The organism is Luteibacter rhizovicinus, assembly GCF_004342265.1.
GTDB lineage: Bacteria > Pseudomonadota > Gammaproteobacteria > Xanthomonadales > Rhodanobacteraceae > Luteibacter > Luteibacter rhizovicinus_B.
Window position 1 is genome coordinate 65,338 of the sequence record NZ_SMCS01000001.1, and the last position, 25,040, is coordinate 90,377.

The 25,040-nt window shown below is 64.5% G+C and carries 19 protein-coding genes and 1 tRNA gene; 4 read left to right on the top strand and 16 right to left on the bottom strand.

Annotation, left to right across the window (positions count from 1 at the left end):
• Positions 1 to 49: 49 nt before the first annotated feature.
• Positions 50 to 1,291, top strand: coding sequence for an MFS transporter (locus EC912_RS00260; RefSeq protein WP_132141148.1), 1,242 nt, complete (start codon positions 50 to 52; stop codon positions 1,289 to 1,291).
• Between the two features lie 408 nt (positions 1,292 to 1,699).
• Here EC912_RS00260 and murB read toward each other — a convergent pair whose 3' ends face one another.
• The 5 genes from murB to amaB are packed head-to-tail and all read right to left on the bottom strand — an operon-like array spanning position 1,700 to position 6,893.
• Complete coding sequence (gene murB, locus EC912_RS00265) at positions 1,700 to 2,719, bottom strand: UDP-N-acetylmuramate dehydrogenase (RefSeq protein WP_132141850.1); 1,020 nt, start codon at positions 2,717 to 2,719, stop codon at positions 1,700 to 1,702.
• Positions 2,720 to 2,733: 14 nt separating this feature from the next.
• Positions 2,734 to 3,765, bottom strand: a complete 1,032-nt coding sequence (locus tag EC912_RS00270) for a quinone-dependent dihydroorotate dehydrogenase (protein WP_132141149.1) — start codon at positions 3,763 to 3,765, stop codon at positions 2,734 to 2,736.
• 15 nt (positions 3,766 to 3,780) lie between these two features.
• Entirely contained in the window at positions 3,781 to 4,557 is a 777-nt protein-coding gene (locus EC912_RS00275; protein ID WP_132141150.1) for a class I SAM-dependent methyltransferase, read from the bottom strand.
• A gap of 12 nt (positions 4,558 to 4,569) precedes the next feature.
• On the bottom strand, positions 4,570 to 5,355 hold the full coding sequence (locus tag EC912_RS00280) for an SDR family NAD(P)-dependent oxidoreductase (RefSeq protein WP_132141151.1): 786 nt from the start codon (positions 5,353 to 5,355) through the stop codon (positions 4,570 to 4,572).
• 2 nt (positions 5,356 to 5,357) lie between these two features.
• A complete protein-coding gene (amaB, locus tag EC912_RS00285) occupies positions 5,358 to 6,893 on the bottom strand; it encodes an L-piperidine-6-carboxylate dehydrogenase (RefSeq protein WP_132141152.1) in 1,536 nt (511 codons plus the stop codon).
• Positions 6,894 to 7,093: 200 nt separating this feature from the next.
• Here amaB and EC912_RS00290 point away from each other — a divergent pair, with 200 nt between their 5' ends.
• Positions 7,094 to 7,354: a hypothetical protein gene (locus tag EC912_RS00290; RefSeq protein WP_132141153.1), complete on the top strand. Its 261-nt coding sequence runs from the start codon at positions 7,094 to 7,096 to the stop codon at positions 7,352 to 7,354.
• Positions 7,355 to 7,405: 51 nt separating this feature from the next.
• On the opposite strand, the gene EC912_RS00295 is transcribed toward EC912_RS00290, so the two are convergent.
• Positions 7,406 to 7,837, bottom strand: coding sequence for a sulfatase-like hydrolase/transferase (locus EC912_RS00295; protein ID WP_243649092.1), 432 nt, complete (start codon positions 7,835 to 7,837; stop codon positions 7,406 to 7,408).
• Positions 7,838 to 8,088: 251 nt separating this feature from the next.
• Here EC912_RS00295 and EC912_RS00300 point away from each other — a divergent pair.
• Positions 8,089 to 8,165 (top strand) — tRNA-Arg (locus EC912_RS00300).
• A 202-nt stretch (positions 8,166 to 8,367) separates the two neighbouring features.
• Here the strand turns inward: EC912_RS00300 and EC912_RS00305 are convergent.
• The 6 genes from EC912_RS00305 to EC912_RS00330 all read right to left on the bottom strand — a co-directional run bounded on the left by EC912_RS00305 (position 8,368) and on the right by EC912_RS00330 (position 16,432).
• Positions 8,368 to 9,795, bottom strand: coding sequence for a phospholipase (locus EC912_RS00305; RefSeq protein WP_132141154.1), 1,428 nt, complete (start codon positions 9,793 to 9,795; stop codon positions 8,368 to 8,370).
• A gap of 60 nt (positions 9,796 to 9,855) precedes the next feature.
• On the bottom strand, positions 9,856 to 11,286 hold the full coding sequence (locus EC912_RS00310; protein WP_132141155.1) for an aldehyde dehydrogenase family protein: 1,431 nt from the start codon (positions 11,284 to 11,286) through the stop codon (positions 9,856 to 9,858).
• A 71-nt stretch (positions 11,287 to 11,357) separates the two neighbouring features.
• Positions 11,358 to 12,701: an exodeoxyribonuclease VII large subunit gene (gene xseA / locus EC912_RS00315; protein WP_132141156.1), complete on the bottom strand. Its 1,344-nt coding sequence runs from the start codon at positions 12,699 to 12,701 to the stop codon at positions 11,358 to 11,360.
• 93 nt (positions 12,702 to 12,794) lie between these two features.
• On the bottom strand, positions 12,795 to 14,402 hold the full coding sequence (locus EC912_RS00320; protein WP_132141157.1) for a carboxyl transferase domain-containing protein: 1,608 nt from the start codon (positions 14,400 to 14,402) through the stop codon (positions 12,795 to 12,797).
• Between the two features lie 261 nt (positions 14,403 to 14,663).
• On the bottom strand, positions 14,664 to 15,068 hold the full coding sequence (locus EC912_RS00325) for a hypothetical protein (protein ID WP_132141158.1): 405 nt from the start codon (positions 15,066 to 15,068) through the stop codon (positions 14,664 to 14,666).
• A gap of 182 nt (positions 15,069 to 15,250) precedes the next feature.
• Entirely contained in the window at positions 15,251 to 16,432 is a 1,182-nt protein-coding gene (locus EC912_RS00330; protein WP_132141159.1) for a thiolase family protein, read from the bottom strand.
• 222 nt (positions 16,433 to 16,654) lie between these two features.
• Between EC912_RS00330 and EC912_RS00335 the strand changes: the two genes are divergently transcribed.
• Positions 16,655 to 19,459 carry an autotransporter serine protease gene (locus tag EC912_RS00335; protein ID WP_132141160.1) on the top strand — a complete coding sequence of 935 codons (2,805 nt, stop codon included), beginning with the start codon at positions 16,655 to 16,657 and terminating at the stop codon, positions 19,457 to 19,459.
• A gap of 42 nt (positions 19,460 to 19,501) precedes the next feature.
• On the opposite strand, the gene EC912_RS00340 is transcribed toward EC912_RS00335, so the two are convergent.
• The 4 genes from EC912_RS00340 to EC912_RS00355 all read right to left on the bottom strand — a co-directional run bounded on the left by EC912_RS00340 (position 19,502) and on the right by EC912_RS00355 (position 24,849).
• A complete protein-coding gene (locus tag EC912_RS00340) occupies positions 19,502 to 20,659 on the bottom strand; it encodes an isovaleryl-CoA dehydrogenase (RefSeq protein ID WP_132141161.1) in 1,158 nt (385 codons plus the stop codon).
• A gap of 86 nt (positions 20,660 to 20,745) precedes the next feature.
• Positions 20,746 to 22,872 (bottom strand): YccS family putative transporter, encoded by a 2,127-nt coding sequence (gene yccS / locus EC912_RS00345; protein WP_132141162.1) that lies wholly within the window; start codon positions 22,870 to 22,872, stop codon positions 20,746 to 20,748.
• Between the two features lie 57 nt (positions 22,873 to 22,929).
• A complete protein-coding gene (gene fabG / locus EC912_RS00350; RefSeq protein WP_132141163.1) occupies positions 22,930 to 23,658 on the bottom strand; it encodes a 3-oxoacyl-ACP reductase FabG in 729 nt (242 codons plus the stop codon).
• Positions 23,659 to 23,745: 87 nt separating this feature from the next.
• Positions 23,746 to 24,849 (bottom strand): Glu/Leu/Phe/Val dehydrogenase dimerization domain-containing protein, encoded by a 1,104-nt coding sequence (locus tag EC912_RS00355; RefSeq protein WP_132141164.1) that lies wholly within the window; start codon positions 24,847 to 24,849, stop codon positions 23,746 to 23,748.
• Positions 24,850 to 25,040: the final 191 nt, after the last annotated feature.

A 25,040-nucleotide genomic window follows, 5' to 3' on the forward strand; every position in this document is an offset into this window, starting at 1 on the left:
CCGGCGTACAACCCCCTCGCTGCGCCGGTATCCCTTGTCGAGGAAGCCCATGTCCGCGCGTATCGAAGCCATCCCTGTCGATGTCGATTCCAGCAGTCCGGCGATAGTTTCCGCTGTCGAAAGTCCGGCGTTCGGCATCATCGGGGCGATCAGCCTTTCGCATTTCCTCAACGACATGATCCAGTCGTTGATCCTTGCGATCTATCCGATTCTGAAGAGCGGGTTCCATCTGAGCTTCGGGCAGGTCGGCCTGATTACGTTGACCTATCAGGTCACGGCATCGCTGCTGCAACCCGTGGTCGGCATGTTTGCCGATCGCCGTCCGATGCCTTACTCGTTACCCGTGGGTATGGGTTTTACCTTGTTCGGTCTGTTGCTGCTGTCCCGGGCGCAGACCTTCGACATGTTGCTGGTGGCCGCCGCGCTGGTCGGCACCGGATCGTCGATATTCCATCCCGAATCGTCGCGCGTCGCGCGCATGGCGTCGGGTGGACGTCACGGCCTGGCGCAGTCGTTGTTCCAGTTGGGCGGTAACGCGGGATCGTCCCTGGGGCCGCTGCTCGCAGCGTGGGTGATCGTGCCCCACGGGCAGGGAAGCATCGCGTGGTTCTCGCTGGCGGCGCTGCTGGCGATCGCGGTATTACTGCAAGTCAGCCGCTGGTATGCGCTGAATCATGCGGCGCATAGCGTGTCGCGTCGGCAGCATGTGCCGGGTGTACGGCTGTCGAAGTCCACGGTCGGCTTTTCGCTTGCCGTACTCGGCGTGCTGGTTTTTTCGAAGTATTTCTATCTCGCCAGCCTGAGCAGCTATTACACGTTCTATCTGATCCACCGTTTCGGCGTATCCGTGCAGAACGCGCAGACCCATCTTTTCGTTTTTCTTTTCGCGGTCGCGGCGGGCTCGGTCATCGGCGGTCCGGTCGGCGACCGGATCGGACGCAAGTACGTCATCTGGGCGTCCATTCTCGGCGTCGCGCCGTTCACCCTGCTGCTGCCCTACGCGAATCTTTTCTGGACCGGCGCGTTGAGCGTGATCATCGGCGTGGTGCTGGCCTCCGCGTTCTCGGCCATCCTGGTTTATGCGCAGGAACTGGTACCGGGTCGCGTCGGTATGGTGTCGGGCATGTTCTTCGGCTTCGCGTTCGGCATGGGCGGTATCGGTGCGGCGGTGCTCGGTCGTCTGGCGGATAGCCATGGCATCGAATACGTCTACCACCTGTGCGCGTATCTGCCGTTGATCGGCGCGCTGGCGCTGTTCCTTCCTAATGTCGAGCGTGTGCGGTCGCGCTAGCGTGGCATTTCGAAATTAATATGCGCGCTTCGATTGACGATCTGGGGGGGGGGCGGCTCGGCTTCGCCATCGCTTTCGCGCTCGGACGTTTCGGGGAGAGCCGTCGGCCACCACCCTCGACGCTCCGGCTTCACCGTCGCTCGGGAAGGGAGAGCCGCTTTGCGGCTTTTGTCTGATGGCTGCGCCCCGTCGCGCCCGCGCTGCGGGCGGGGGTTTTCGATTCGGCATCCCTGCCTCAGCGAAAACGGCGGACCGTCCAGGTCCGCCCCCTGCGGGCCTTTTCCGCCCGCCGCGCTCGGTTGCGCAAGTCGCGTCGAGGGTGGTGGCCGACGGCTCTTCCGGATGTTGCGGTCACGTAGGGGAAGGCATTGCGTCGACGCACGAGCGTGAGGCGGCTGTCCTTAAAGATCAGACGACCAGCGGCTCCGGTTCCAGACGCACACCAAAGCGGGCTTCCACGCCCGCCATGACCTTGCGAGCGAACGCCAGCAATTCCGGTCCGGTGGCCTTGCCGTAATTGACCAGCACCAGCGCGTGACGGTTCGAGATGCCGGCGTCGCCGTCGCGCTGGCCTTTGAAGCCCGCGCTTTCGATGAGCCATGCGGCCGACAGCTTCGCCGTACCGCCGACGTGCGGCCAGACGGGCAGGCCGGGGTGTGCCAGCGCGAGGGCGTCGGCTTGTGTGGCGCCGACGATCGGGTTCTTGAAGAAACTGCCCGCGTTGCCGATGACGGCGGGGTCGGGCAGTTTGCGGCTGCGCAGACGTACCACGGCTTCGGCGACATGGAACGGCGCGGCTTTCGTCACGCCCATTTTTTCGAGTTCGTCGCCGATGCCCGCATAGTCGAGACTGAGCGGACGTTCGCGCGGCAGGGCGAAGGTGACGGCGGTGATGATCCAGCGGCCGGCCTGTTGCTTGAAGCTCGAATGGCGGTACGAGAACGCGCAGGCGGCGCGATCCAGTATGACGAATGCATTCGCATGCGTGTCCCACGCCTCGACGCTGTCGACGAATTCGGCGACTTCCACGCCGTAGGCACCGATGTTCTGGATGGGAGCGGCGCCCACGGTGCCGGGAATCAGGATGAGGTTTTCGAGTCCCGCGAAACCCTGGCCGAGCGACCAGCGGACGAAGTCGTCCCACCGCTCGCCGGCGGCGACGCGCAGCAAGACGCGATCCTCGCGTTCGATGGTTTCCACGCCGCGCGTGGCCATGACGATGACCGTGCCGTCGAAGTCGCCGGCCATCAGCACGTTGCTGCCTTCGCCGAGAACGAGGACCTTGCCGCCCTGTACCGCCGGATAGGCGAGCAGTTCGGGCAGCTTGGTCGGATCGTTTACTTCGGCGAGCAGTTTCGCGCGCGCATTGACGCGCAAGGTGTTGCGCGCGCCGAGGGGCGCGTCGCTGGAGAGCGAAAAGCCGCCCATGTCGACCGTCTGGTTCATGCGTCCGCCTGCTGCTGGCGACGGATTTCCTCGACCGCTTCGGCGATCAGTTTCGGTCCGCGATACACCAGTCCGGAATACAGCTGGACGAGCGAAGCGCCCGCCGCGATCTTCGTGGCGGCGCCATCGCCATCGAGAATGCCGCCCACGCCGACGATGCCGATCTTGCCGGCGAGACGACGCGACATGCCGCGCAGGACGTCCGTCGATCGTTCGAACAGCGGACGTCCGGACAGGCCACCGGTTTCGCCCGCATACGGATCGCCGGCGACGGCGTCGCGCGCGATGGTCGTATTGGTGCAGATGACGCCATCCACGCCAGCCGAAAGAAGCACTTCGGCGATGGCATCGAGTTCGGTTTCGGAGAGATCGGGCGCGATCTTCAGCAGCATGGGCTTGCGCGCGCCGTGCTGGCTGGCGAGCCGTTCCTGCGCATCGCGCAGCGTACCGATGAAGCGGCGCAGCGTTTCCTCTTCCTGCAGATCGCGCAGGCCCTGCGTGTTCGGCGAGGAAATATTCACCGTGACGTAGCTGGCCAGCGGATACACGCGTTCCAGGCAATGCAGATAATCGTCGACGGCACGTTCGTTGGGCGTGTCTTTGTTCTTGCCGATATTGATGCCGAGTACACCGCCGAACGACGCGCGCTGCACGTTGCGCACCAGTGCGTCGACACCGGCGTTGTTGAAGCCGAGGCGATTGATGACGGCTTCGTGCGCGGGCAGGCGGAACATGCGTGGCTTGTCGTTGCCGGTCTGTGGACGCGGCGTGACGGTGCCTACCTCCACGAAACCGAAACCGAGCGCGGCCAGTCCATCGAGATGATCGGCGTTCTTGTCCAGACCGGCGGCCAGTCCGACCGGATTCGGGAAGTCGATGCCGAAGACGTGCACGGGCAGCGCGGCGGGCGGTTTCGCGATCAGGCCGGACAGGCCGCTGCGTTGCGCGACATCGCTGGCATAGAGCGTGAGGCCATGCGCCGTTTCGGCGTCCAGCGCGAACAGCAGCGGTCGGATCAGTTCATACATCGTGGAGGCAATCCGTCAGGACGTGGCAGGGTGCACGGAGCCCGCGAAGATGCGGGTGTCGTAGTCGAAGTCGACACGGCCATCGCTGGCGCAGGCGTCGTACAGGGCGCGCAGTTCGTACAGCATCGGTTCGTAATTGATGTGCCCGGGCTTCGGCGCGTAGGAGGACGATAACAGACGTCCCTTCAGTGCATCGAAGTCGAGCTTCTGTGTATGCGGGAACGAGGCCATGCCGCGATATCCGTCGCCGAAATAGCGGGCCATGTCGTCGTCCGTGGCATAGCGTTCGGCGACACCCACATAATCGTTGCCGTACTCGTGCAGCAGACGCTCGTAGCCTTCCAGGAACGGTGTGCCGACGAGGCGCCGCGAATTCCAGAACACCGCGACCAGACCGCCCGGCCGGAGAATGCGCGCGAACTCGCGACGCGTCGCTTCCTCGTCGAACCAGTGGAAAGCCTGGCCCGCGGCAACGAGGTCGACGCTGTCCTCCGAGAGTCCCGTGGCTTCCGCCGTGCCGTCGATCGTACGAAAGCGCCGGTCGCCGCCCAGCCAGTGGTCGGACGCTTCGCGCATCGCGGCATTTGGCTCCACGCCGATCACGTCATGGCCGACATCCAGAAACATCCGGCTGGAAATGCCCGTGCCCGAACCGATGTCGGCGACGACCCAGTCCTCGCCGACTCCCAGATCGCGCAGCCACTCGATCAGCGCGGGAGGATAGTCCGGGCGATAGCGGACATAGTCCTCGACGCGGTCGGAGAATCGTTCGGTGGAGCGCAGGTCGTTCATGGCACAACCCTCTCAGGTAAGGATCTGACCGCCGTCGACCGACAATGTCTGCCCGGTTACCCAGGCGGCCAGGGGAGAGCACAGGAACAGCGCGGCGTTGGCGATGTCTTCCGGCCGGCCGAAACGACCGAAGGGAATCGTTGCCAGCGTCCGCTGGTAGAGCTCCGGGTCTTCCGTCCGGCGACGGTCCCACAGACCGTCCTCGAAGTCGACCGAACCCGGCGCGATGGCGTTGACGCGAATACCTTCGGGCGCCAGTTCCAGCGCCTGCGACATCGCGTAATGCGATACGGCCGCCTTGATCGCGGCATAGGGTGCACTGCGCGGACTGGCATAGAACGCGGAAATCGACACCGTATGCAGGATGCACGCGCCCGTACCCTTGCGCAGCCATGGCAAGGCGGCACGCGATGTGCGCACCGCACCCATCAGATCGACGCCGATGCTTTTCGCCCAGCCGTCCTCGTCGTTGGTCATGCCGTAGCCGGTGGCGTTGTTCACCAGCACGTCGATACCGCCGAGCGCTTCCGCGGCCGATGCGACATAGGCATCGATGGCCGTGGCATCGCCGAGGTCGCAGCTGCCCGAGTGCGCGCGGACGCCGAGCGCGGCGATCCGTTCGCGAACGTCGGCCAGCGCCGCTTCGCCACGCGCGCAAATCGACACGTCCGCGCCGGCCGCCGCGAAGGCGAGGGCCATGGCACGCCCGATGCCCTTGCTGCCGCCGGCGACGACGACGCGCTTGCCTGCGAGGCCGAGCGTCGGTGTGTCGACGCCCGGCGTTGCCGTTACGGTCATGCTCAGAACTCGAACTTGATGCCCTGCGCCAGCGGCAGTGCGTCGGAGTAGTTGATGGTGTTGGTCTGGCGGCGCATGTAGACCTTCCATGCGTCCGATCCGGACTCGCGACCGCCGCCGGTTTCCTTCTCCCCACCGAACGCGCCGCCGATCTCGGCGCCCGACGTGCCGATGTTGACGTTGGCGATGCCGCAATCCGAACCGGCTGCCGACAGATAGGCTTCGGCGGCTTTCAGGTCCTGCGTGAAGATCGACGACGAGAGGCCCTGCGGTACCGCGTTCTGCATGTCGATGGCATCGTCGAGCGTCTTGAACGGCATGACGTAGAGGATCGGTGCGAAGGTTTCCGTCTGCACGACGTCGCTGGCGTTATCCAGACCCGTGACGATCGTCGGCAGGACGAAGTTGCCCTTGCGATCGTCGAGTGCCTTGCCGCCGGTGCGTACCGTGCCGCCCGCGGCTTTCGCCTTTTCGATGGCGGTCAGGAATGCCTGCACGGCTTCGGGACTGTTGAGCGGACCCATCAGCGTGCTCGCCTGCGTGGGATCGCCGATCTTCTTCTCTACCTGGCCGTAAGCCTTCACCAGCGTATCGACGACGTTGTCGTAGATCGATTCGTGGACGAGCAGACGGCGCGTGGACGTGCAGCGCTGGCCGCAGGTGCCGACGGCGCCGAAGACGATCGCGGGAATGGCCAGCTTCATATCGGCCGTGCGGTCGAGGACGATGGCGTTGTTGCCGCCCAGTTCCAGCAGGCTGCGACCCATGCGCTTCGCGACGCGCTCGCCGACCATGCGGCCGACCTTGGTGGAACCGGTGAAGCTGATGAGCGGAATGCGTTTGTCGTCGACGAACGTCTGGGCCAGTTCGGTACCGGCATCGTTGAACAGGAAGAACAGGTCCGGGAAGCCGGCTTCGGCCAGCGCCGCGTTGCAGATTTTCATCGTCGCGATGGCGGACAGCGGCGTCTTCGGCGACGGCTTCCAGATGCAGATGTCGCCACAGATGGCGGCAAGGAACGCATTCCAGGCCCATACGGCCACCGGGAAGTTGAAGGCGCTGACGATGCCGACCAGACCGACCGGATGCCACTGCTCGTACATGCGATGGCCGGGACGCTCCGAATGCATGGTGTAGCCGTAGAGCATGCGGCTCTGACCGACCGCGAAGTCCGCGATGTCGATCATCTCCTGCACTTCGCCGTCGCCTTCGGGCTTGATCTTGCCCATTTCCAGGGCGACCAGGGAGCCGAGGGCGTCTTTGTGCTTGCGTAGCGCATCGCCGCACAGACGCACGGCCTCGCCACGGCGGGGCGCCGGGGTGGTGCGCCATACCGCGAAGGCTTCCTGCGCGCGCCGGACGATGGTCTCGTAATCGGCCGGGCTGGTGGCATGCACGGTCGCAATCGTCTCGCCCGTGGCCGGGTTGACCGGGCCGATCGTGCCGGCATCGCGGGTGGACGACCATTCGCCCCGGCCGAGGTACGTACCGGATTCGGTAGCGGAAAGGCCGAGCGACTCGAGAATCTTTGCGGACATGACGGCTCCTGTAGGGGCACGGAAGGAGGCCTCCGCGCCTTGGTAAAACGCCGATTCTAGCAAACGGGCGGTAAGAGGCCGTTGTGCGCCGCGGTGTGCACGAATGTCGTCGTGACGTCGTAACCCGCCCGCCGTGGCGTTACCGGCCCATGACAGTCGCAGGTTCATGCTGGACCCTGACTCTGTGAACAGGGATAACCATGCAGACGGTCGTTTTCGAAGTTCCTTACCGCCCCAATGAGAACCTGGCCTGGGATGTCCGGCGGGACGATCGCCTCGTGGGCCAGTTTCCTTCGCGCGTGGATGCGCTGCGATACGCCGTGCACGAGGCTGTCCACGCCGGGAACGAGGCGCTTACGGCGTTGGTGACGGTCGAAGGCGCGGACGGTGTGCGGCGCTTGTTTGGCGGCGACGTGAAGCGGCCGCTCGAGGAGCTGCCGTTCGGTGCAAGGCCTCACTGATAGCGGTGGTGCGCCCGTTCCACGAATAAGGGCGCCGAAGCGCCCTTATCCTTATCGGTCGGCGGTTTCGCGGGGCATCAACTGCCTGAAGCCACCTTCGCCATCTTCGCGAGTGCGTCGTCTAGTGTGAACGTGGCCTCTTTCTGCCACCGCGAAACTATGGATGACGCCACGCGGGCCGAACGTTTTCTTGAAGTTCGGCGAATCCGGATAGTCGATGTCTTCGGGATCTTTCTCGGCGTTCAGGTGATAAAGGTTGCCGAAGAACTCGTCGAATCCGTGCGCGGTAGGCAGGTATTTATTAAGGTCGCCAAGATGGTTCTTGCCGAACTGTCCGGTCGCGTAACCCAATGGTTTGAGCAGTTCCGCGATCGTCGGATCTTCTGCCTGCAAACCGACCTCCGAGCCGGGAATGCCCACCTTGGTCAAGCCGGTGCGGTAGCCCTTTGCCTGGTAATGAACGAAGCGCGTCCGGTGGTGCACGACTGCTCGACGCCAGAACTATTGCGCGCGGGCATAGTTCTTCGGTAGCGCATATTTACTTGGGCGATACGCGTGAATTTGCTAGGTACATCCCGGTCGGGCAGGGAGCGTGTCGCGGCTTATTCCGGGCAAACCGGCATGCCCGCGATGTTTCGGCTGGCGGAAGCGGCGGCCGATCCTGCGTAAGTAAATTCCCGGAACCCGGCCCCGTGGTTTCGTCCCGGGCCCGTCCCCGCTATCCTTCGCACCTTGGCCCCGTAGCTCAGCTGGATAGAGCGACGCCCTCCTAAGGCGTAGGTCGCCCGTTCGAATCGGGCCGGGGTCACCATTCGTCGGGCTTTATGGCCTTCTGGCTCCTGGCTTTTTGTGGGAGCGCGCCTGCGCGCGAAAGCCAACGGAGCGAGGAAGCTGGGTGCTCACATTCGCGAGCCCGATCTCCTGGCTGCGGATGTCGCGTACGGCATCTACGCTCCGTTGGCTTTCGCGCGCAGGCGCGCTCCCACAGGTCCACAGGTCCACAGGTCCACAGGTTATATGTCGGCGCCGTCGACTGGGTTCTGGAAACTTTCCGGCGTCAGGTTCGACGTGAAGCGGAACACGCCTTCCTTCACGCGGCGCGCCAGTACGACATCGACTACCGTCGTTTCGTGCGGACCGATCGCATCGAACAGATCGGTCGTTGTAGCCGTTGCGGCCACCAGATGATGAACCAGTCCGTCGATATCCTTCGGCTCCGCGCGTGCGCCATAGGGGCGATGGGCCCCTATCGCCTTCCGCAGAACCTTTCGCTGATCGCGCGGATCCATCACCGGACCGTCGCCAGCAAGAACGCCGTGATTGAGAAACAACGTCACCACGCCCGTACTGCGCGAATTGGCCTGCCGGTCGATCATGAAACCCTGTGGCAGTTCGTTGCTGCTGCCATCCGACCCGGCGGTCAGCTGGAATTGCGTATCGGATAACGACTCGCCGCGATCGTCGGCCAGACGCACGATGAGCATGCTGCGCGGATCGTGGATATGGACGCGCGGAGAAAAGAGGCCGGCCGGTTCGAGTTCGACCTTGTCGGCGTCGCGCTGCGCGTTCTCGATGGAGAACGCGGCGCAAAGGGCGGCATAGGAGGCCGGCGAGGAGACGGCGAGGCAGCGCATCACTGTGTCGACGGTAAGCGGTGGGGTCGGATCGCCGGCCATGATGCCGCGATCGCCCGTATGCGCCAGGCCGGCCAGCAGTTTGAACGCCGTGCGCGGTGCGCGCGTGATAGTTGCGATAAGACGGTTCGTCAGCGGGTCCTGCGAAAGCACCGCATGGGTCGCGTTGAGATTGGCGGCGGCCAGTCGCACGACGCCGTCCGATCCATCCTCGCCGGTATAGGAGTTGATGTAATCGTAGAGTTTGCGGTCGGGCCGGTCGCCGATCAGCACGAACAGATACGTGCCCGACGCGGCGAAGTCCGCGCTGTGGATGAGGTCGACATTCTGCGCAAGCGATTCGGGACTGCCCAGTTCCAGCCAGTCCAGTATCCGTTGCCCCGGCTCCACGCCGCCGAACCATGCTTTCAGACGTCCGAGGGTACCTTTGCCCAGCTGGGCAAGGGCGGACCCGAAGTTCGCCGGCGCAAGCATCACCAGATGACGCAGCGCCAGCGGCGCGTAGCCGGCCGGGCGGTCGCGTTGCGCACGCAGCCAGGCATGGACGATCGGGCCGCCGGTCGAATGCGCGATGCAGTCGAACTGGCCGTCCGGTAGTGCCAGTCCGCGCAGGGCGCGATCGAACGCACGGACGATATCGTCCAGCGTGACCGTGTCGACGAAGGTGACGTATTCGGACAGATGGATGTCGACGACGGTCAGCGAACCGCCGGCCTGCGCTACGCGATCGCGTAGCGCGGCCGGCAACTGGCCGTAACTCGATGTGTCGGTGACGCTCCAGCCGTGCAGGAAAACGAGCGTAGCCATGATCGGTTCCGAATGCTTTTACGGACCCAAGCGTAACGTCCGTCGGTCTCAGGTTCTGCGTCAGACGTCCCGAATCACCATCAGCCGGATGTCGCTCATGTCGTCGATCGCGTAACGCACGCCTTCGCGCCCGAGTCCCGAGGATTTCGACCCGCCGTAAGGCATGTTGTCCACGCGGAAGCTCGGTACGTCGTTGACGATGACGCCACCCTGATCCAGTTCGTCCCAGGCGCGCATCGCATGCCGCAGGTCGTTGGTGAATACGCCCGCCTGCAGGCCGAAGTCCGAGTCGTTGGCAACGGCCAGTGCTTCGTCGAAGCTGCGCACGCGCTGGAGGAGGGCGACGGGACCGAATACTTCCTGTCGCTGCACCTTCGCATCGTGCGGCACGTTCTCGAGTACGGTGGCTTCCAGCATCGCGCCCTTGCGACCGCCGCCGCAAAGAATGGTCGCACCGCTGTCACGCGCTTCCGCGACCCACGCTTCCAGCCGCATCGCGGCTTTCTCGTCGATCATCGGGCCGAGGAAGGTGTCCTTGTCTTTCGGGTCGCCGGCTTTCAATGTCTTGACCGCTGCGACGAAGCGTTGTTTCAGTTCGTCGTAGATATCGTCGTGGGCAAGGATGCGCTGCACGCTGATGCAGCTCTGGCCGGATTGATAGAACGCACCGAAGACCAGTCGCTCCACGACTTTGTCGAGGCGGTCGCGCTGGTCGGCGTCCACGATGCATGCCGCGTTGCCGCCCAGCTCCAGCGTCACTTTCTTGTGTCCTGCCTGCGCCCTCAGGTCCCAGCCGATCAGTCCGCCCGTGAACGAAAGCATTTTCAGGCGAGGATCGGTGACCAGCGGCGAAGCCGATTTGCCTTCCAGTGGCAGAATAGAAAACGCGCCTTCGGGAAGGTCGGTCTCGGCGAGAATCTGTCCGATGATCAGCGCGCCAAGCGGCGTGCGTTCGGCAGGTTTCAGCACGAAGGGGCAGCCCGCGGCGATGGCTGGCGCGACCTTGTGCGCGACGAGGTTCAACGGAAAATTGAAAGGTGTGATGAAGGCGACGGGGCCGAGCGGGACGCGTCGCGTATAGCCGTGATAGCCGGCCGTACGCGCGGAAATTTCCAGGTTCAGCGTCTCGCCGTTGATACGGACGGCTTCTTCCGCAGCGATCTTGAACGTCTCGATCAGGCGGGTGACTTCGCCGATGGAATCGTTGATCGGCTTGCCCGCTTCGACGCATAGCGCATAGGCCAGTTCGTCCTTGCGTTCGCGGAAGCGCTGCACGCAGTGTTCGAGTACGGCCTGTCGCTGGTAGGGTTTGAACGCCTTCATCGGAGCCGCGGCAGCCTGCGCCGCGGCGATAGCTTTTTCGATGGCCGCGGCGTCGGGCATGGCTACGTACGTCGCGATGTCGCCCGAATACTTGTCGGTGACCGCGAGATCGGTATTGGGAGCGTATGGCTTGTTAGCCACGTAATAGGGATAGCTTTTGTCGAGCATGTCTGCCTCGCGGGAACGGGACTCGGGATGCGCGAATGATCGGGGAGCGATCGTTCAGCCAGTGTGACAGGCTAATCCTTGCGGACCACCTTGATCTGCCCTTCGCCCAGCATGACCCGCAGCGATTCGCCCGGGGCGACATCCGCCTCGCGGCGAACCACGCGTTCGTTTTCGTCGAGCACGATGGCGTAACCGCGCTCCAGCGTAGCCAGCGGGCTCACCGCATGGAGCGTGCGTGCCTGCTGCGCCAGACGCAGCCGATCGCGTTCGAGCCGGCGCTCGATGGCGGATTGCATGCGCTGGCGCAGTTCGACGATGCGGCGTTGCCAGGGCGTGAGTTTCTGCCGGGGATGCTGTGCGATCAGGCGACCGTGCAGCCGGTCCAGTCGCGCGGAGCGCAGCGCGTTGGCCTGGCGCAAGGATATGAGCAGACGCTGCCGCAATGCTTCCAGTCGCTGACCGTCGCGAGCCAGACGCGCCTGCGGACGTTGTGCGTTCAGTCGTGCCCGCAGGTGATCGGCGCGTTGCGCCTGCGCCTGCAACCGGCGCGATATGAGTGTGGCCATGCGCTGGCGCAGCCGATCCAGTCGACGGAACAGATCGTCCGCGTCGGGCACCAGGAGTTCGGCGGCGGCGGACGGCGTGGCGGCGCGCAGGTCGGCGACGAAGTCGGCGATGGTGAAGTCGACTTCGTGTCCTACGGCGGATACGACAGGCACGGCGCTGGCATGGATGGCGCGCGCCACCGCTTCGTCGTTGAACGCCCAGAGATCTTCCAGCGAGCCGCCGCCACGGGTGAGCAGCAATACGTCGTAGCGGCCGCTGGCCGATGCGCGTCGCAGCATCGTGGCAATAGCGGGCGGCGCTTCGCGACCCTGTACCGGCACGGGCAGCACATCGACTTCGGCGATGGGAAGACGACGTCCGAGAACACTGAGGACATCGCGAACGGCGGCACCGGAGGCCGAGGTGATCACGCCGATACGTCGGGGAAAGGCGGGCAGGGGGCGTTTGCGTTCGGGATCGAACAGGCCTTCGGCACCAAGGCGCGCTTTGAGCTGTTCGAATTCGCGTTGCAGGGCACCTTCGCCGGCCGGCTCCATATGCTCCGCGACCAGCTGGAATTCGCCGCGAGCTTCGTACAGTCCGACCTTCGCGCGGATCAGTACGTGCATGCCATCCGTCGGCCGAAAACGCAGACGAGATGCGGCCGTGCGGAACATCGCGCAACGGACCTGCGCACTGGCATCTTTCAGTGTGAAGTAGACATGTCCGGAGGCGGGACGCGCCACGTTGGACAGCTCGCCTTCGATCCACACCATCGGCAGCGCGTCTTCCAGCAGATCGCGCACCAGCCGGTTCAGACCGGACGGTGTGAGGATGGGCGGGGCCGTGCGGTCGTCGTACTCGGACATGGGTCGCCGAGGTTAGCACGGCGACAAGGAATGTCGATGGGGCAGTGACTTAGCGGTCGCACCTAATGCGATGTCTCGCCTGTTTTCGTGCGCCTACATACGAAACACGCCGAACCTGCCCTGTTCGATCGGGGCATTCAGGGACGCCGAAATCGCCAGGCCCAGTACGCGGCGGGTGTCGGCCGGGTCGATGATGCCGTCGTCCCACAGGCGTGCGCTGGCGTAGTACGGGTGGCCCTGGTGTTCGTACTGTTCGCGGATGGGGGCCTTGAACGCTTCTTCGTCTTCGGCGCTCCACTGGCCGCCGCCGGCTTCGATGCCGTCGCGGCGGACGGTGGCCAGCACGGAAGCGGCCTGTTCGCCGCCCATGACGCTGATGCGGGCGTTGGGCCACATCCACAGGAACCGAGCGCCATACGCGCGACCGCACATGGCATAGTTGCCCGCGCCGAAGCTGCCGCCGATGACGACGGTGAACTTGGGCACGTGCGAACAGGCGACGGCGGTGACCATCTTCGCGCCGTCCTTCGCGATGCCGCCGTTCTCGTACTTGCGGCCCACCATGAAACCCGTGATGTTCTGCAGGAAAACGAGGGGCACATTGCGCTGGTTGCACAGTTCGATGAAGTGCGCGCCTTTCTGTGCGGACTCGCCGAACAGAATGCCGTTGTTGGCGACGATACCCACCGGATAGCCGTGGATGTGCGCGAATCCGGTCACCAGCGTCTTGCCGTAGCGGGCCTTGAATTCGTGGAATTCGGAGTCGTCGACGATGCGGGCGATGATCTCGCGGATATCGAACGGACGGCGGGTGTCTTCGGGAATCACGCCGTAAAGCTCGTCGGCCGCGTAACGCGGCGCGATGACCGGACGGACGGCAAGCGGTACATGTTTGACGCGATTCAGACTGCCGACGATGTCGCGCGCGATGGACAGCGCGTGCGTGTCGTTCTCGGCGAAATGATCGGCCACACCCGATATGGAGGTATGCACATCCGCGCCACCCAGTGCTTCGGCATCGACGATTTCGCCGGTAGCGGCTTTCACCAGCGGCGGACCGCCCAGGAAGATCGTGCCCTGCTCGCGGACGATGATGGTTTCGTCGCTCATGGCGGGCACATAGGCGCCGCCGGCGGTGCAGGAACCCATGACGACGGCGATCTGCGCGATGCCCTGCGCACTCATGCGCGCCTGGTTATAGAAGATGCGGCCGAAGTGCTCGCGGTCGGGGAATACTTCGTCCTGCAGCGGCAGGAACGCGCCGCCCGAATCGACCAGATACACGCAGGGCAGACGGTTTTCCATCGCCACTTCCTGCGCGCGCAGGTGTTTTTTCACCGTCATCGGGAAGTACGTGCCGCCCTTGACCGTGGCGTCGTTCGCAAGCACCACCACTTCCTGTCCCATGACCCGGCCGATCCCCGCGATGAGACCGGCGGCCGGCGCGGCACCGTCGTACATGCCGTGCGCGGCGAGCGGTGCGATTTCAAGGAACGGCGAGCCCGGGTCGAGCAGGGCTCGGATACGTTCGCGCGGAAGCAATTTCCCGCGGGCCTCGTGCTTTTCGCGAGCTTTTGCTCCACCTCCCTCCGCGGTCTTTCGCAGCGTTTCGCGAAGATCGTCGGTCAGCGAGCGCAGGCGCAGGCTGGCGGACTGGAAATCGGGCGAACGGGGATCGAGCGCTGACGTAAGGATAGGCATGGTCGGTCGCGATGGGGCTAAACGGCCATGATAGCGGGGTGGGGGAACGGACTAACGCTGCGGTTGCACAACCCGATGCGGCGATGGCTCTCTGTGGGAGCGAGCCTGCTCGCGAAAGCAATCTTGCGTGGAGCATCGGCTGTGCGATGTCGCGATCGGGTTTTCGCGAGCAGGCTCGCTCCTACAGAAAGCAGACGGCACAAAAAAACCGGCCGCCCAAGGGCGGCCGGTTTCAATACAGCAAGAACGGAGGCGGAAGCCTTAGTTCTTCTTGGCGTCGTCCGCAGCCTTCTTGGCGGCGTCGGCAGCGTTCGAAGCAGCGTCCTTCGCCTGATCCGCAGCCTTACCGGCGGCGTCTGCAGCGTTGGAAGCGGCGTCCTTCGCCTGGTCGACGGCAGCGCCGGCCGTGGAAGCGGCACCGGCAGCAGCGGCCTGAGCCTGGCCAGCAGCGTCCTTGGCCTGGTCGGCAGCGCCCTGGGCCTGCGAAGCAGCCTGGGTCGTTGCCTGGTTCGTTGCCGAGTCAGCCGCCTGCTGAGCCTTGTCAGCCTGCTGCTGAGCATCAGCAGCCTGCTTCTGGGCGTCCTGCGCGGAATCCTGCGCGCCGTTGCTGCAAGCTGCCAGAAGCGCGACGAGCGCAGAGGCGAGAAGGGTACGCGTCAAATTCATTTTTATTTCTCCTTAGCCGTGGAATGCCATTAGGCGGGCGTATTAATAGCGCAGTCGTTCATACTTCGCCACTTATTTACCGTGGTCGCTTCAGGGGGCATTAAAGCCCGCTACCCAACGCGCTTTGTTTAAACTCTGGCGTGCACTATTTATCGCAAAGCCGAACTTAATCGGCCCCCTGTTTACAGACGCTCGATAGCGATGGCTGTCGCCTCGCCACCGCCTATGCAAAGGGCTGCGACGCCCCTTTTTGCCCCACGGGCTGTCAACGCATTGAGAAGGGTCACCACGATACGGGCGCCACTGGCACCGATCGGATGGCCAAGCGCGCATGCACCGCCGTTGACGTTGATCTTCTCGTGGGGGATGCCGATTTCGCGCATAACCGCCATCGGAACCACGGCAAAAGCCTCGTTGATCTCGAAAAGATCCACGTCGTCGGCGGTCCAGCCTGCCTTGGCCAGCAGCTTCTGGATCGCACCGACAGGCGCCGTGGTGAACCATTCCGGTTCCTGCGAATGGGTGGCATGGGCGACGATGCGGGCCAGCGGTTCGATACCGCGTGCCTTCGCATCGCCGGCTTCGAGCAGCACCAGCGCGGCCGCGCCATCGGAAATGCTGGAGGAGCTGGCAGCGGTGATCGTGCCGTTTTCCTTGCGGAAGGCAGCTTTCAGCGTGGAGATTTTTGCGATATCGGAACGGCTGGGCTGTTCGTCTTCCACGAAATCCTGGCTACCTTTGCGACCCTGCACGGTGACCGGGACGATTTCGGAAGCGAACGCGCCCGACTGCTGAGCGGCCTGTGCGCGCCTTACGGATTCGATGGCGTAGGCATCCTGCTCTTCGCGGGTGAAGTGGTACTTGTCCGCGCAACCTTCGCCGAACACGCCCATGGCTTTGCCATCGTACGGATTGGTGAGGCCGTCCCATGCCATGTGGTCCACGAGCTGACCGTCGCCGTAGCGGATGCCGGTGCGTGCATTGACCATGTGCGGGGCGTTGGTCATCGACTCCATGCCGCCCGCGACCACCACCGTGGCGGAGCCCGCCTTGATCAGATCGTGACCGAGCATCAGGGCCTTCATGCCCGAACCGCATACCTTATTAATGGTGGTGCAGCCGGCGGCGGTCGGCAGGCCTGCTTCCAGGGACGCCTGACGGGCAGGCGCCTGGCCAAGGTTGGCGGGCAGCACGCAGCCCATGATGACTTCGCTGACGTCCTTGCCGTCGATACCGGACTGTTCCAGCGCGGCGCGAATGGCAATGGCGCCGAGCTTCGGCGTGGGAACGCCGGTGAACTGGCCGAGGAAGGAACCGATGGCGGTGCGCTTGGCACCCGCGATGACAACGCTGGCGTCGGACATGGGGACTCCGTGGGACTCGGGTGGCCGCGCTTTTTCACGCGGGTAACTTTGCGAGTATCGCAGCGGGGGAAGGGTCCGGGCAAACGGTGGAAGGAAGTCCGGACGTCAGGCTGCCGATTCTTCGACATTTCTCCCCCTCGCCCTGTGGCAACATCCGAGCAGGGGCGCGGGCGCGGAGGTGATGCCAGCGCAGGACATTGATGTCGAACTGGGGAAACACTAGTGAACGTAGTGATTGCACCGCGCCGCCGCGAATTGACGCTGGCGATCTGTGTCGCTTTCGGTGTAACGGCGTGCGGCGGAGGTGGTAGCGGCGCTACCAGGCCGGTCGGGCTGCCTTCGACACCCTCCACGCCCGCGCCGCCGACCAACCCGACGCCGCCTCCCGTCCAGCCGCCCCTGGATGCGCAACTCCGGCTGACCAACACCACCGCGGCTCACGCCGCTGGCTTTACGGGTCAGGGCGTGACCATCGGTATCGTGGACAGCGGCGTGACGCGGACGCATCCCTCGCTGGTGGGACGGGTTATTTCCAACCTCAACTACGTCGACCCGTCGACCAATAACCTCGGTGTCGACGATGTGGTCGGTCATGGTACCGCCGTCGCGCAGATCGCGGCAGGCCGGCCGTTCGGTCAGTTTCCCGGCGGCATCGCCCCGGACGCGCAGATCATTTCCGCGCGCATCGTCAGCGACAAAGCGCCGACGGACGACGGTTCGGGTCAGGGCACCAAGGTGACGTCCGCCGACCCGTTGCAGACGGTGAACGTCAATCTGTACAACGCCGGCGTGCGGGCCATGAATAACTCGTGGGGTGGGCTCTACTGGGATGCCACGGATGCGGCGACGACGAAAAGTTTCCACGACGCGTATGCGCTCTTCGTAAGCAAGGGGCTTGTCGTGTTCGCCGCCGGAAACGACGGCAAGCCCAATCCTTCGGATGTCGCCGCGCTTCCTTCGCGCGCGCCGGACCTGGCGACCGGCTGGCTTACCGTCGTCGCCCTCGACAGCAACAATCCGACCCAACTGGCGTCGTACTCGAATCGCTGCGGGATCGCGATGAGTTATTGCCTCGCCGCTCCCGGCTCGGTCATCACGACAGGCACCAAAGACACCTCCGCTAACCCGTCGTATGCGATCTGGACAGGGACCTCCCTGGCCGCGCCGCAGGTGACGGGCGCCGTCGCCGTGGTCTGGAGCGCGTTCCCGTCCTTTTCCAATGACGCGGTCAGGCAGATCATCCTCGGTACGGCCGACGATCTGGGTGCCGCGGGTCCCGATGCCGTGTTCGGCTATGGCTCGTTGGATGTGGGACGCGCCGTCCGCGGCCCCGCGAAACTGGACTGGGGCACGTTCAACGCCGACATGGGTGGCCGCAATGCCGAGTTTGCCAACGATATTTCCGGTGCAGGCAAGCTCAGCGTCAATGGTCCCGGCACGCTGACGCTCTCGGGGCAGAACACCTATCTGGGCGGCACGGCAGTCACGGGCGGTGCCATCCTCGATGCCCGCAAGGCGCTGCCCGGCGTCCTCGGCATTCTGGGATCGACGGCGATCGCCCGTGGCGATATCGGTGGCAGCGTGACGAATTCGGGCACGCTGCAAACCGACAATGTCGCCGTGCATGTCGGTGGCGATTACACGCAGGGTGCCGCCGGTCGGTTATCGCAGAAACTGGGTGCGCCGCTTCTGGTCGGCGGTGCCGCGACGCTCAACGGCGACTTTCAGGTGGCCGGTGCGGTACCCGGATACGTCGTGACGTCGCACCAGTCCGTGCTTACCGCAGGCAAGGGCGTGCAGGGGAAATTCGCTTCGACGAGCCTTGCGCAAGGCGTTTTCCTGAGCAGTACGCTCAATTATCTGCCGACCGAAGTCTGGGTCGACACGACGTCGCTCAGCGTGACGCAAGTGGCGACGCAGAGCATGTCCGCCTCGCCGGTCGCGCTCGCATCCGCGCAGCGTCTGGACGGCGCGTTCCAGCAGATCAACCAGAACCTCGCCGGTTCGTCCGCCAGCACGGCGTCGCTGGACCAGAAACTGTTGCTCGCCGCTGGCAGCATCCAGCAGTCGCCGACGACGCGGGTAGCGCAGGCCTCGCTGGAATCGTTGTCCGGGCAGCTCCATGCCGCGAGTACCGCGGTGACGTTCGCGGGCATCGACGCCAGCAACGATGCGTTGATGGCGCATTTCGACCAGATGTCCGGTGGCGGCGCGTGGATGCAGTCGCTCGGTCATCAGGGCAGCCTGAGCCGCGGCGGTTTCGGAAACGTGGGTTTTGCCCTCGACGGCGGACTCGTAGGCAGCGACATCCGCCTTGGCAATTCCGGTTTCGCGGGCATGGCCATCGGGCAGAGCAGCAGCATCGGTCAGCTTGCCGATAGTGCCGATCGCAGCCGCAGCCGCGGTACCGAAGGCATGTTCTACGCGGGTACGCGTGGCAGTCATTGGTATGGCGTTGGCCGCGTCGGTTTCGGCAGCTACCGGGAAAACATGCAACGCATGCTGCAACTCGGCGAGCAGGCCGCGTTCGTGGGCAGCGATGCGACCGGTCGCTACAACGTCGCCTATGGCGAATTCGGTTATCGCGCCGACACGAATGCATTCGCGTTCATGCCGTTCATGAATCTGCAGTACGCCAGCATCCGTCGCTCGGCGTTTCAGGAATCGGGCGGCGACGGCTTCGGTCTGAGCGCCAACGCGCAGACGACGTCGCGCTGGCAAGCCGGCATCGGCGTTCGCGGTGGGCGTTCGTGGCTGACGTCGTGGGGCACGATTCGTCTGGATGCGCGACTGGGGTGGCAGAACGCATTCGCGACGCGCGGGGAAGTGTTCTCGGCGCGTTATACGGGTATCGCCCAATGGGCACCCGTCGAAGGCATCGGCCTGTCGCGCCGCGCGGGAACGGCGGGCGTCACGTTGGGTTGGCAGATGAGCCCGCGCACGCAATTCGGTTTCAACGTCGATCAGCGACTGGCCGATCGGGATAATTCGCGTTCGGCCAGTGCTACGTTCCGGATGGTTTGGTAGCGACATTGGCGTTGCGCTCCGCACGGAGCGCAACGCCAACGATCACGATTTCCCGTGAAACAACTCGCGCCCGATCAGCATGCGGCGAATCTCGTTCGTACCGGCGCCGATTTCATAGAGCTTGGCATCGCGCAAGATGCGTCCCGCCGGAAACTCATTGATGTACCCATTCCCACCCAGCGCCTGAATGGCTTCGAGAGCCACCTTGACCGCATTGGTCGAGGCATTGAGCAGACATGCCGCAGGATCGATACGCGACTTGATGCCCGTGTCGAACTGCTGCGCGACCATATAAGCGAAACCGCGCGAGGACTGCAGCGCCGTATACATATCGGCGACCTTCGCCTGCATCATGCCGAACGTTCCGATCGGCGCGTTGAACTGCTTGCGCTCGCGTATATACGGAAGCGTGAGATCCAGGGCCGCCTGCATCAGTCCGATGGGACCGCCGGAAAGCACCAGCCGCTCGGTGTCCAGACCGCCCATGAGAACGCGCACGCCTTCGTTGACCTCGCCGACGATGTTCTCCGCCGGAATCTCGCAGTTTTCGAACACCAGTTCGCAGGTGTTGGAACCGCGCATGCCGAGTTTGTCGAGTTTCTGCGCCGTCGAGAAACCCTTCATGCCCTTTTCGACGATGAAGGCCGTCATGCAGCGGCTGCCCGCGGCGCGCGGCGCGGTGCGCATATAGACGAGGAGTACGTTCGCATCGGGACCATTCGTGATCCACATCTTGGAACCGTTGGCCACCCATACGTCGCCGACGAGTTCCGCACGGCAGCTCATGGAACCGACTACGTCGGAACCGGCGCCCGGCTCGCTCATCGCCAGCGCGCCGATCCATTCGCCGCTGGACAGTTTCGGCAGGTACTTCCGGCGCTGGGCGTCGTTGCCATTGTGATAAATGTTCTGCACACACAGATTCGAATGCGCGCCATAGGAAAGACCTACCGAGCCCGAGGCGCGCGAGATCTCTTCCATCGCGACCATGTGTGCGAGAAAACCGAGGTCGCTGCCGCCGTATTCGCCGGGAATGGTGATGCCAAGGAGGCCCATGTCGCCGAACTTGGCCCAGAGGTCTTCGGGGAAGAGGTTGTCGCGGTCGATCCGGTCCGCGCGCGGCGCGATTTCTTTTTCGGCGAAGGCATGGACGCTTTCACGCAGGGTGTCGAGGTCGTCGCCGAGGGGGAACGGACGCATGGAAGAACTCCGGAAGGAAGAAAAAAGCTACCCATCGTAACGCGGCGGCGGTGGCAATCCTTGGCGCAACGCACAACGCATTCAGGCTACATCTCGGCCAGAAGGGCCGCGAAACGGTCGCCGTCCCGCGCCAGCAGCAGGCATTGCTGGGTAATCAGGCGTTCCGTCCCCGACCGGCGTTCCGCGCGCAATTCGAGTTCCGCCATCCATGCCGACTGGGTCAGTGGCTGTGGCGGCGTGCGCGTCCGTGCCGACATGGCCAGCGTACCGAACGCGGCCGCGAGCCGTTCCGCGTCGGCGAGCGTCGACTCTGCCTCAGCCCCCGGGGTCAACGCCTCGCGATGCGCGCCCAGCGTCGACAGATGCGCGAGCGTGGTTTGCGACTCCGTTACCAGCCGCAGGACGACCTCGCTCCGCTCGCGCGAATGCACCGGCTCGGCGAGCATTTCGGTCACCGACCCCGCAAGCGCGGCATGGGCGTTATGGGCATCGCGACGGGCGACACGGTAGGGCAGGTCGTCGACCTTGCCGCCGACGTACTGGTTGGCGATATGGCGCAGGTAGGCCCCGTCCGCATCGATCACATCGGCCAGCAGGTCTTCGAGCTGGCGTGCGCGCCAGTCGGGCAGCACGAAATGAAGCGCCGCCGCGGCAATGACCGAGCCGAGCACGGTGTCGAGGAGGCGTGGGCCGATGGCGTCGTATCCCGCGCCGATCTGGTCGAAACACAGCACGACGAAAAGAGTGATCGTGGCGGTGGCGACGGTATAGCGCTTGTGACGGAAGGCAAAAAACGCAGCGCCGGAAACGATCGTGACGGGAAGCCGCCAGTCGCCTCCCGGTAACAGGCGAAGAAATGCCCAGCCGGCGATCAGCCCGAGCATCGTTCCGCCAATGCGCTGGCCCAGCCGGCGCCGCGTGGCGCCGTAGCCAGGCTGGCATACGAAAAGCGTCGTCAGCAGGATCCAGTAGCCGTGCCTGGGATGCACGGCCAGCAGCAGCGCATAGCCTGCAAGCATGCCTGCGGCGAGGCGCACCGCATGCCGGAAACGCATCGACCGGCGCGTGGTCTGTACGCGGATGCGCGCGACCGCCTCGCGCCATGTCGGCGGGTCGTAATTGCGCAGGCCGAAATCGGTATCCCGCAGACCTTCGCTCTCGGTTTCGAGCGACGACTGAAGCCGTTCGACATTGCGTAGCAGACCGGCAAGGGCTTCGTCGATGCGCGGTTCGCGAGGCTGGCCGTGAGCGAGCGCGGCACGGACATCGTCCAGCGCGCCATGCGGCAGTGCCAGCGAGCCGGGCGGCAAGGTGCGGCGTACTTCGTCCGCGCGGGTATGGCAGGCCTGCGCCTGCAACCTCAATAGCCGGCCGAAGCGGAACATGATGTCGCTGTGAAAAAGCGCATCCACCAGCGCTTCGTAGGGATAGTGGGTGGAGCTGATGCGCTCGTGTATATCCTGCGCGGTGAAGTAAAGACGCAACCGCTGCGCCGTCCGGCCGCGCGGCTGGCGTCGGCCCATGCGATCGAGCAGGGCGCCGTGCGCTTCGTTCATGGCGTCGACCGTGCGGCCGTTGCGATGGGCGAGCTCGATTTCCAGCGCGTGACGGTCCAGGTCGTGAACAGGCTCGAACAGAGCGGCCTTCGTTTCCATCTGCGCGGCCAGCGCCTCGAATACGCGGGCGAGGGCCAGCCGTACGGCGCGTTGCGGCGCGAATACGCTCCACAGGAGCGACAGCGCGCCATACCACGCGGCGCCGGCGAGAATATGGACCGTGCCGACCCAGTTGCCACCCGTGGGGCCGGCGGCGTCCGCATCGATCATCGTATAAACCGAGAGGATGAGCGTCGCGGCCACGATGGTGGCGTAACGGCCGCTGGCGGCTCCGAGCATGACCAGCGCGAACGTTCCGACCGGCAACGCCAGCGCGAAAAGCCACGGCCATGCGATCAGCCAGCGCACGGTGGCCGCGGCGATCGCGAAACAACAGAGTGTCACGACGAGTCCGCGAAGGCGCCCGCGCCAGGCATCGTCCGTTTCGGCCAGCGCGCAGGCGATGACGCCGAGCAGCGCGGGAATCGCGGCCGAGCGGGGACCATGCAGCACGCACCACGCCAGCACGCCGGACAGCGCCAGCAATACGCGCACGACATCCGCGAGCCGATCGGATTCGGCGATCGAAGAAATCCGCTGTCGCAACTTGAATGGCATGCCCCAGCTTACCGTGTAGGAGCGCTCTGGAGCGCTCCTGCAAACGAAGCGAAAGTTTCAGCACAGTCCGCCGTTGACCGCCAGGACCTGCCGGGTGACGTACCCCGCATCCGGACCGACGAGAAACTGCACCGCCGCGGCGACTTCTTCCGGCGTACCCATGCGTTGCATCGGGATCATCGCCAGGATTTCCTCCAGCGGAAGTTCGCCGTCGACCATGTCGGTGTCGATCAGTCCCGGGGCGACGCAGTTCACGGTGATCTTCCGCTTGGCGAGTTCGACGGCGAGTGCTTTCGCCGCGCCGATGACACCGGCTTTCGACGCGCTGTAATTCACCTGGCCGCGATTGCCGATGATGCCGGACACCGATGTGATGCATACGATGCGACCCGGTGCGCGGCGACGGATCATCGGCATGATCAGCGGGTGCAGCACATTGTAGAAACCGTCCAGGTTGGTCCGCAGTACCTGGTCCCAGTCGTCGCCGGTCAGCGCGGGGAACGCGCCGTCACGGGTCAGGCCGGCGTTGCAGACCACGCCGTAATAAGCGCCATGCTCCGCGACATCGGCCTCCAGCGCGGCCGCGCATGCCGCGCGGTCGGAAATGTCGAACTGGAGGATGCGAGCCTGGCGACCCAGCGCGACGATGTCCGCCAGTACGGTTTCGGCTTCGTCGCGACGCGAGCGGCAGTGCAGGACGATGTCGTATCCGGCGGTGGCCAGTCGCAAAGCGATAGCGCGTCCGATACCGCGGCTCGAACCGGTGACGAGGATGGTATCTGCCATGGCGGGATTCCTGTGTGGCGGGAAGTGTAAAGCAGAAGGGCCGCCGGATCGCTCCGACGGCCCTTCGTCAGCTACTTTACTTTCCGCTTACTGACCGCGCATGCGGCCCTGGAAGCGCGGCGCACCGTTGCCCATGTGCGGCAGACGGATCTTGCCGATGGCGGAGATACGTTCTTCGGCCATGCGGTCCGCGGCCTTGTAGGTCGGGATGTTGTCGCGGGCCGAGATTTCGAAGATGCGACCGACGTTGTAGTAGATCGTGCGCATCATGCGCATCGCGCGCTCGCGGTTGTAGCCGTCGATTTCCAGCGAGACGTTCATCACGCCGCCGGCGTTGACGGCGTAGTCCGGAGCGTAAATCACGCCACGGCGGGCCAGTTCGTCGCCGATGGCGTCCGTGGCCAGCTGGTTGTTCGCCGCGCCGCAGACGATCTTCGCCTTGATGCGGTCGATGGTCTGCTCGTTGAGCGTGCCGCCCAGTGCACACGGGCTGTAGACGTCGGCGTCGACGTCGTAGATTTCGTCCAGGCCCACGGCTTCGCAGCCCAGTTCGTCGACGCAACGCTGCACGGCATCCTTGTTGATGTCCGTGACGAATACCTTCGCGCCCTGTTCGCGCAGCAGCTTGATGAACTCGCTGCCGACGTGGCCGCAACCCTGCACGGCGTAGCTGTACTTGCCGACGTCTTCGTTGCCGTGCTTGAACTGCAGCGCGGCCATCAGGCCCTGCAGCGTGCCGAACGCGGTGAACGGCGACGGATCGCCCGAGCCGCCGTGGACCTGGTGCACGCCAGTGACGTACTCGGTTTCACGGAACACGTATTCCATGTCGTTGACGTCGATGCCGACGTCTTCGGCCGTGATGTAGCGACCGTTGAGCGAGTTGACGAAGCGGCCGAACGCGCGGAACAGCGCTTCGGACTTGTCCTTCGAGGGATCGCCGATGATGACGGCCTTGCCACCGCCGAGATTCAGGCCGGCCACGGCGTTCTTGTAGGTCATGCCGCGGGACAGACGCAGCACGTCGTTGACCGCGTCCTGCTCGGTCTTGTACGGCCACATGCGCAGACCGCCCAGCGAGGGGCCGAGCACCGTATTGTGGATCGCGATGATGGCCTTCAGGCCCGCGTCTTTGTTATGGCAAAAGACGACTTCTTCGTGACCCGTATTGGCGATGGTTTCGAAAATCATCGAACGCAGACTCCAGTAAACATTCGGCGGCGTTGCATAAGGCCGCTGGCAGGTGAAAACCGGTGGTGGGGACCGCCGGCAAAGATGGACCGCTCAAAAAAACTCGCCCCAGCAAGGGCCGGGGCGAGGTGTTCAGCTGCGTAGTTTAGTACCTGAAGGCGCGTCGTGTAGGTGCGCCGCAACAACCCGGG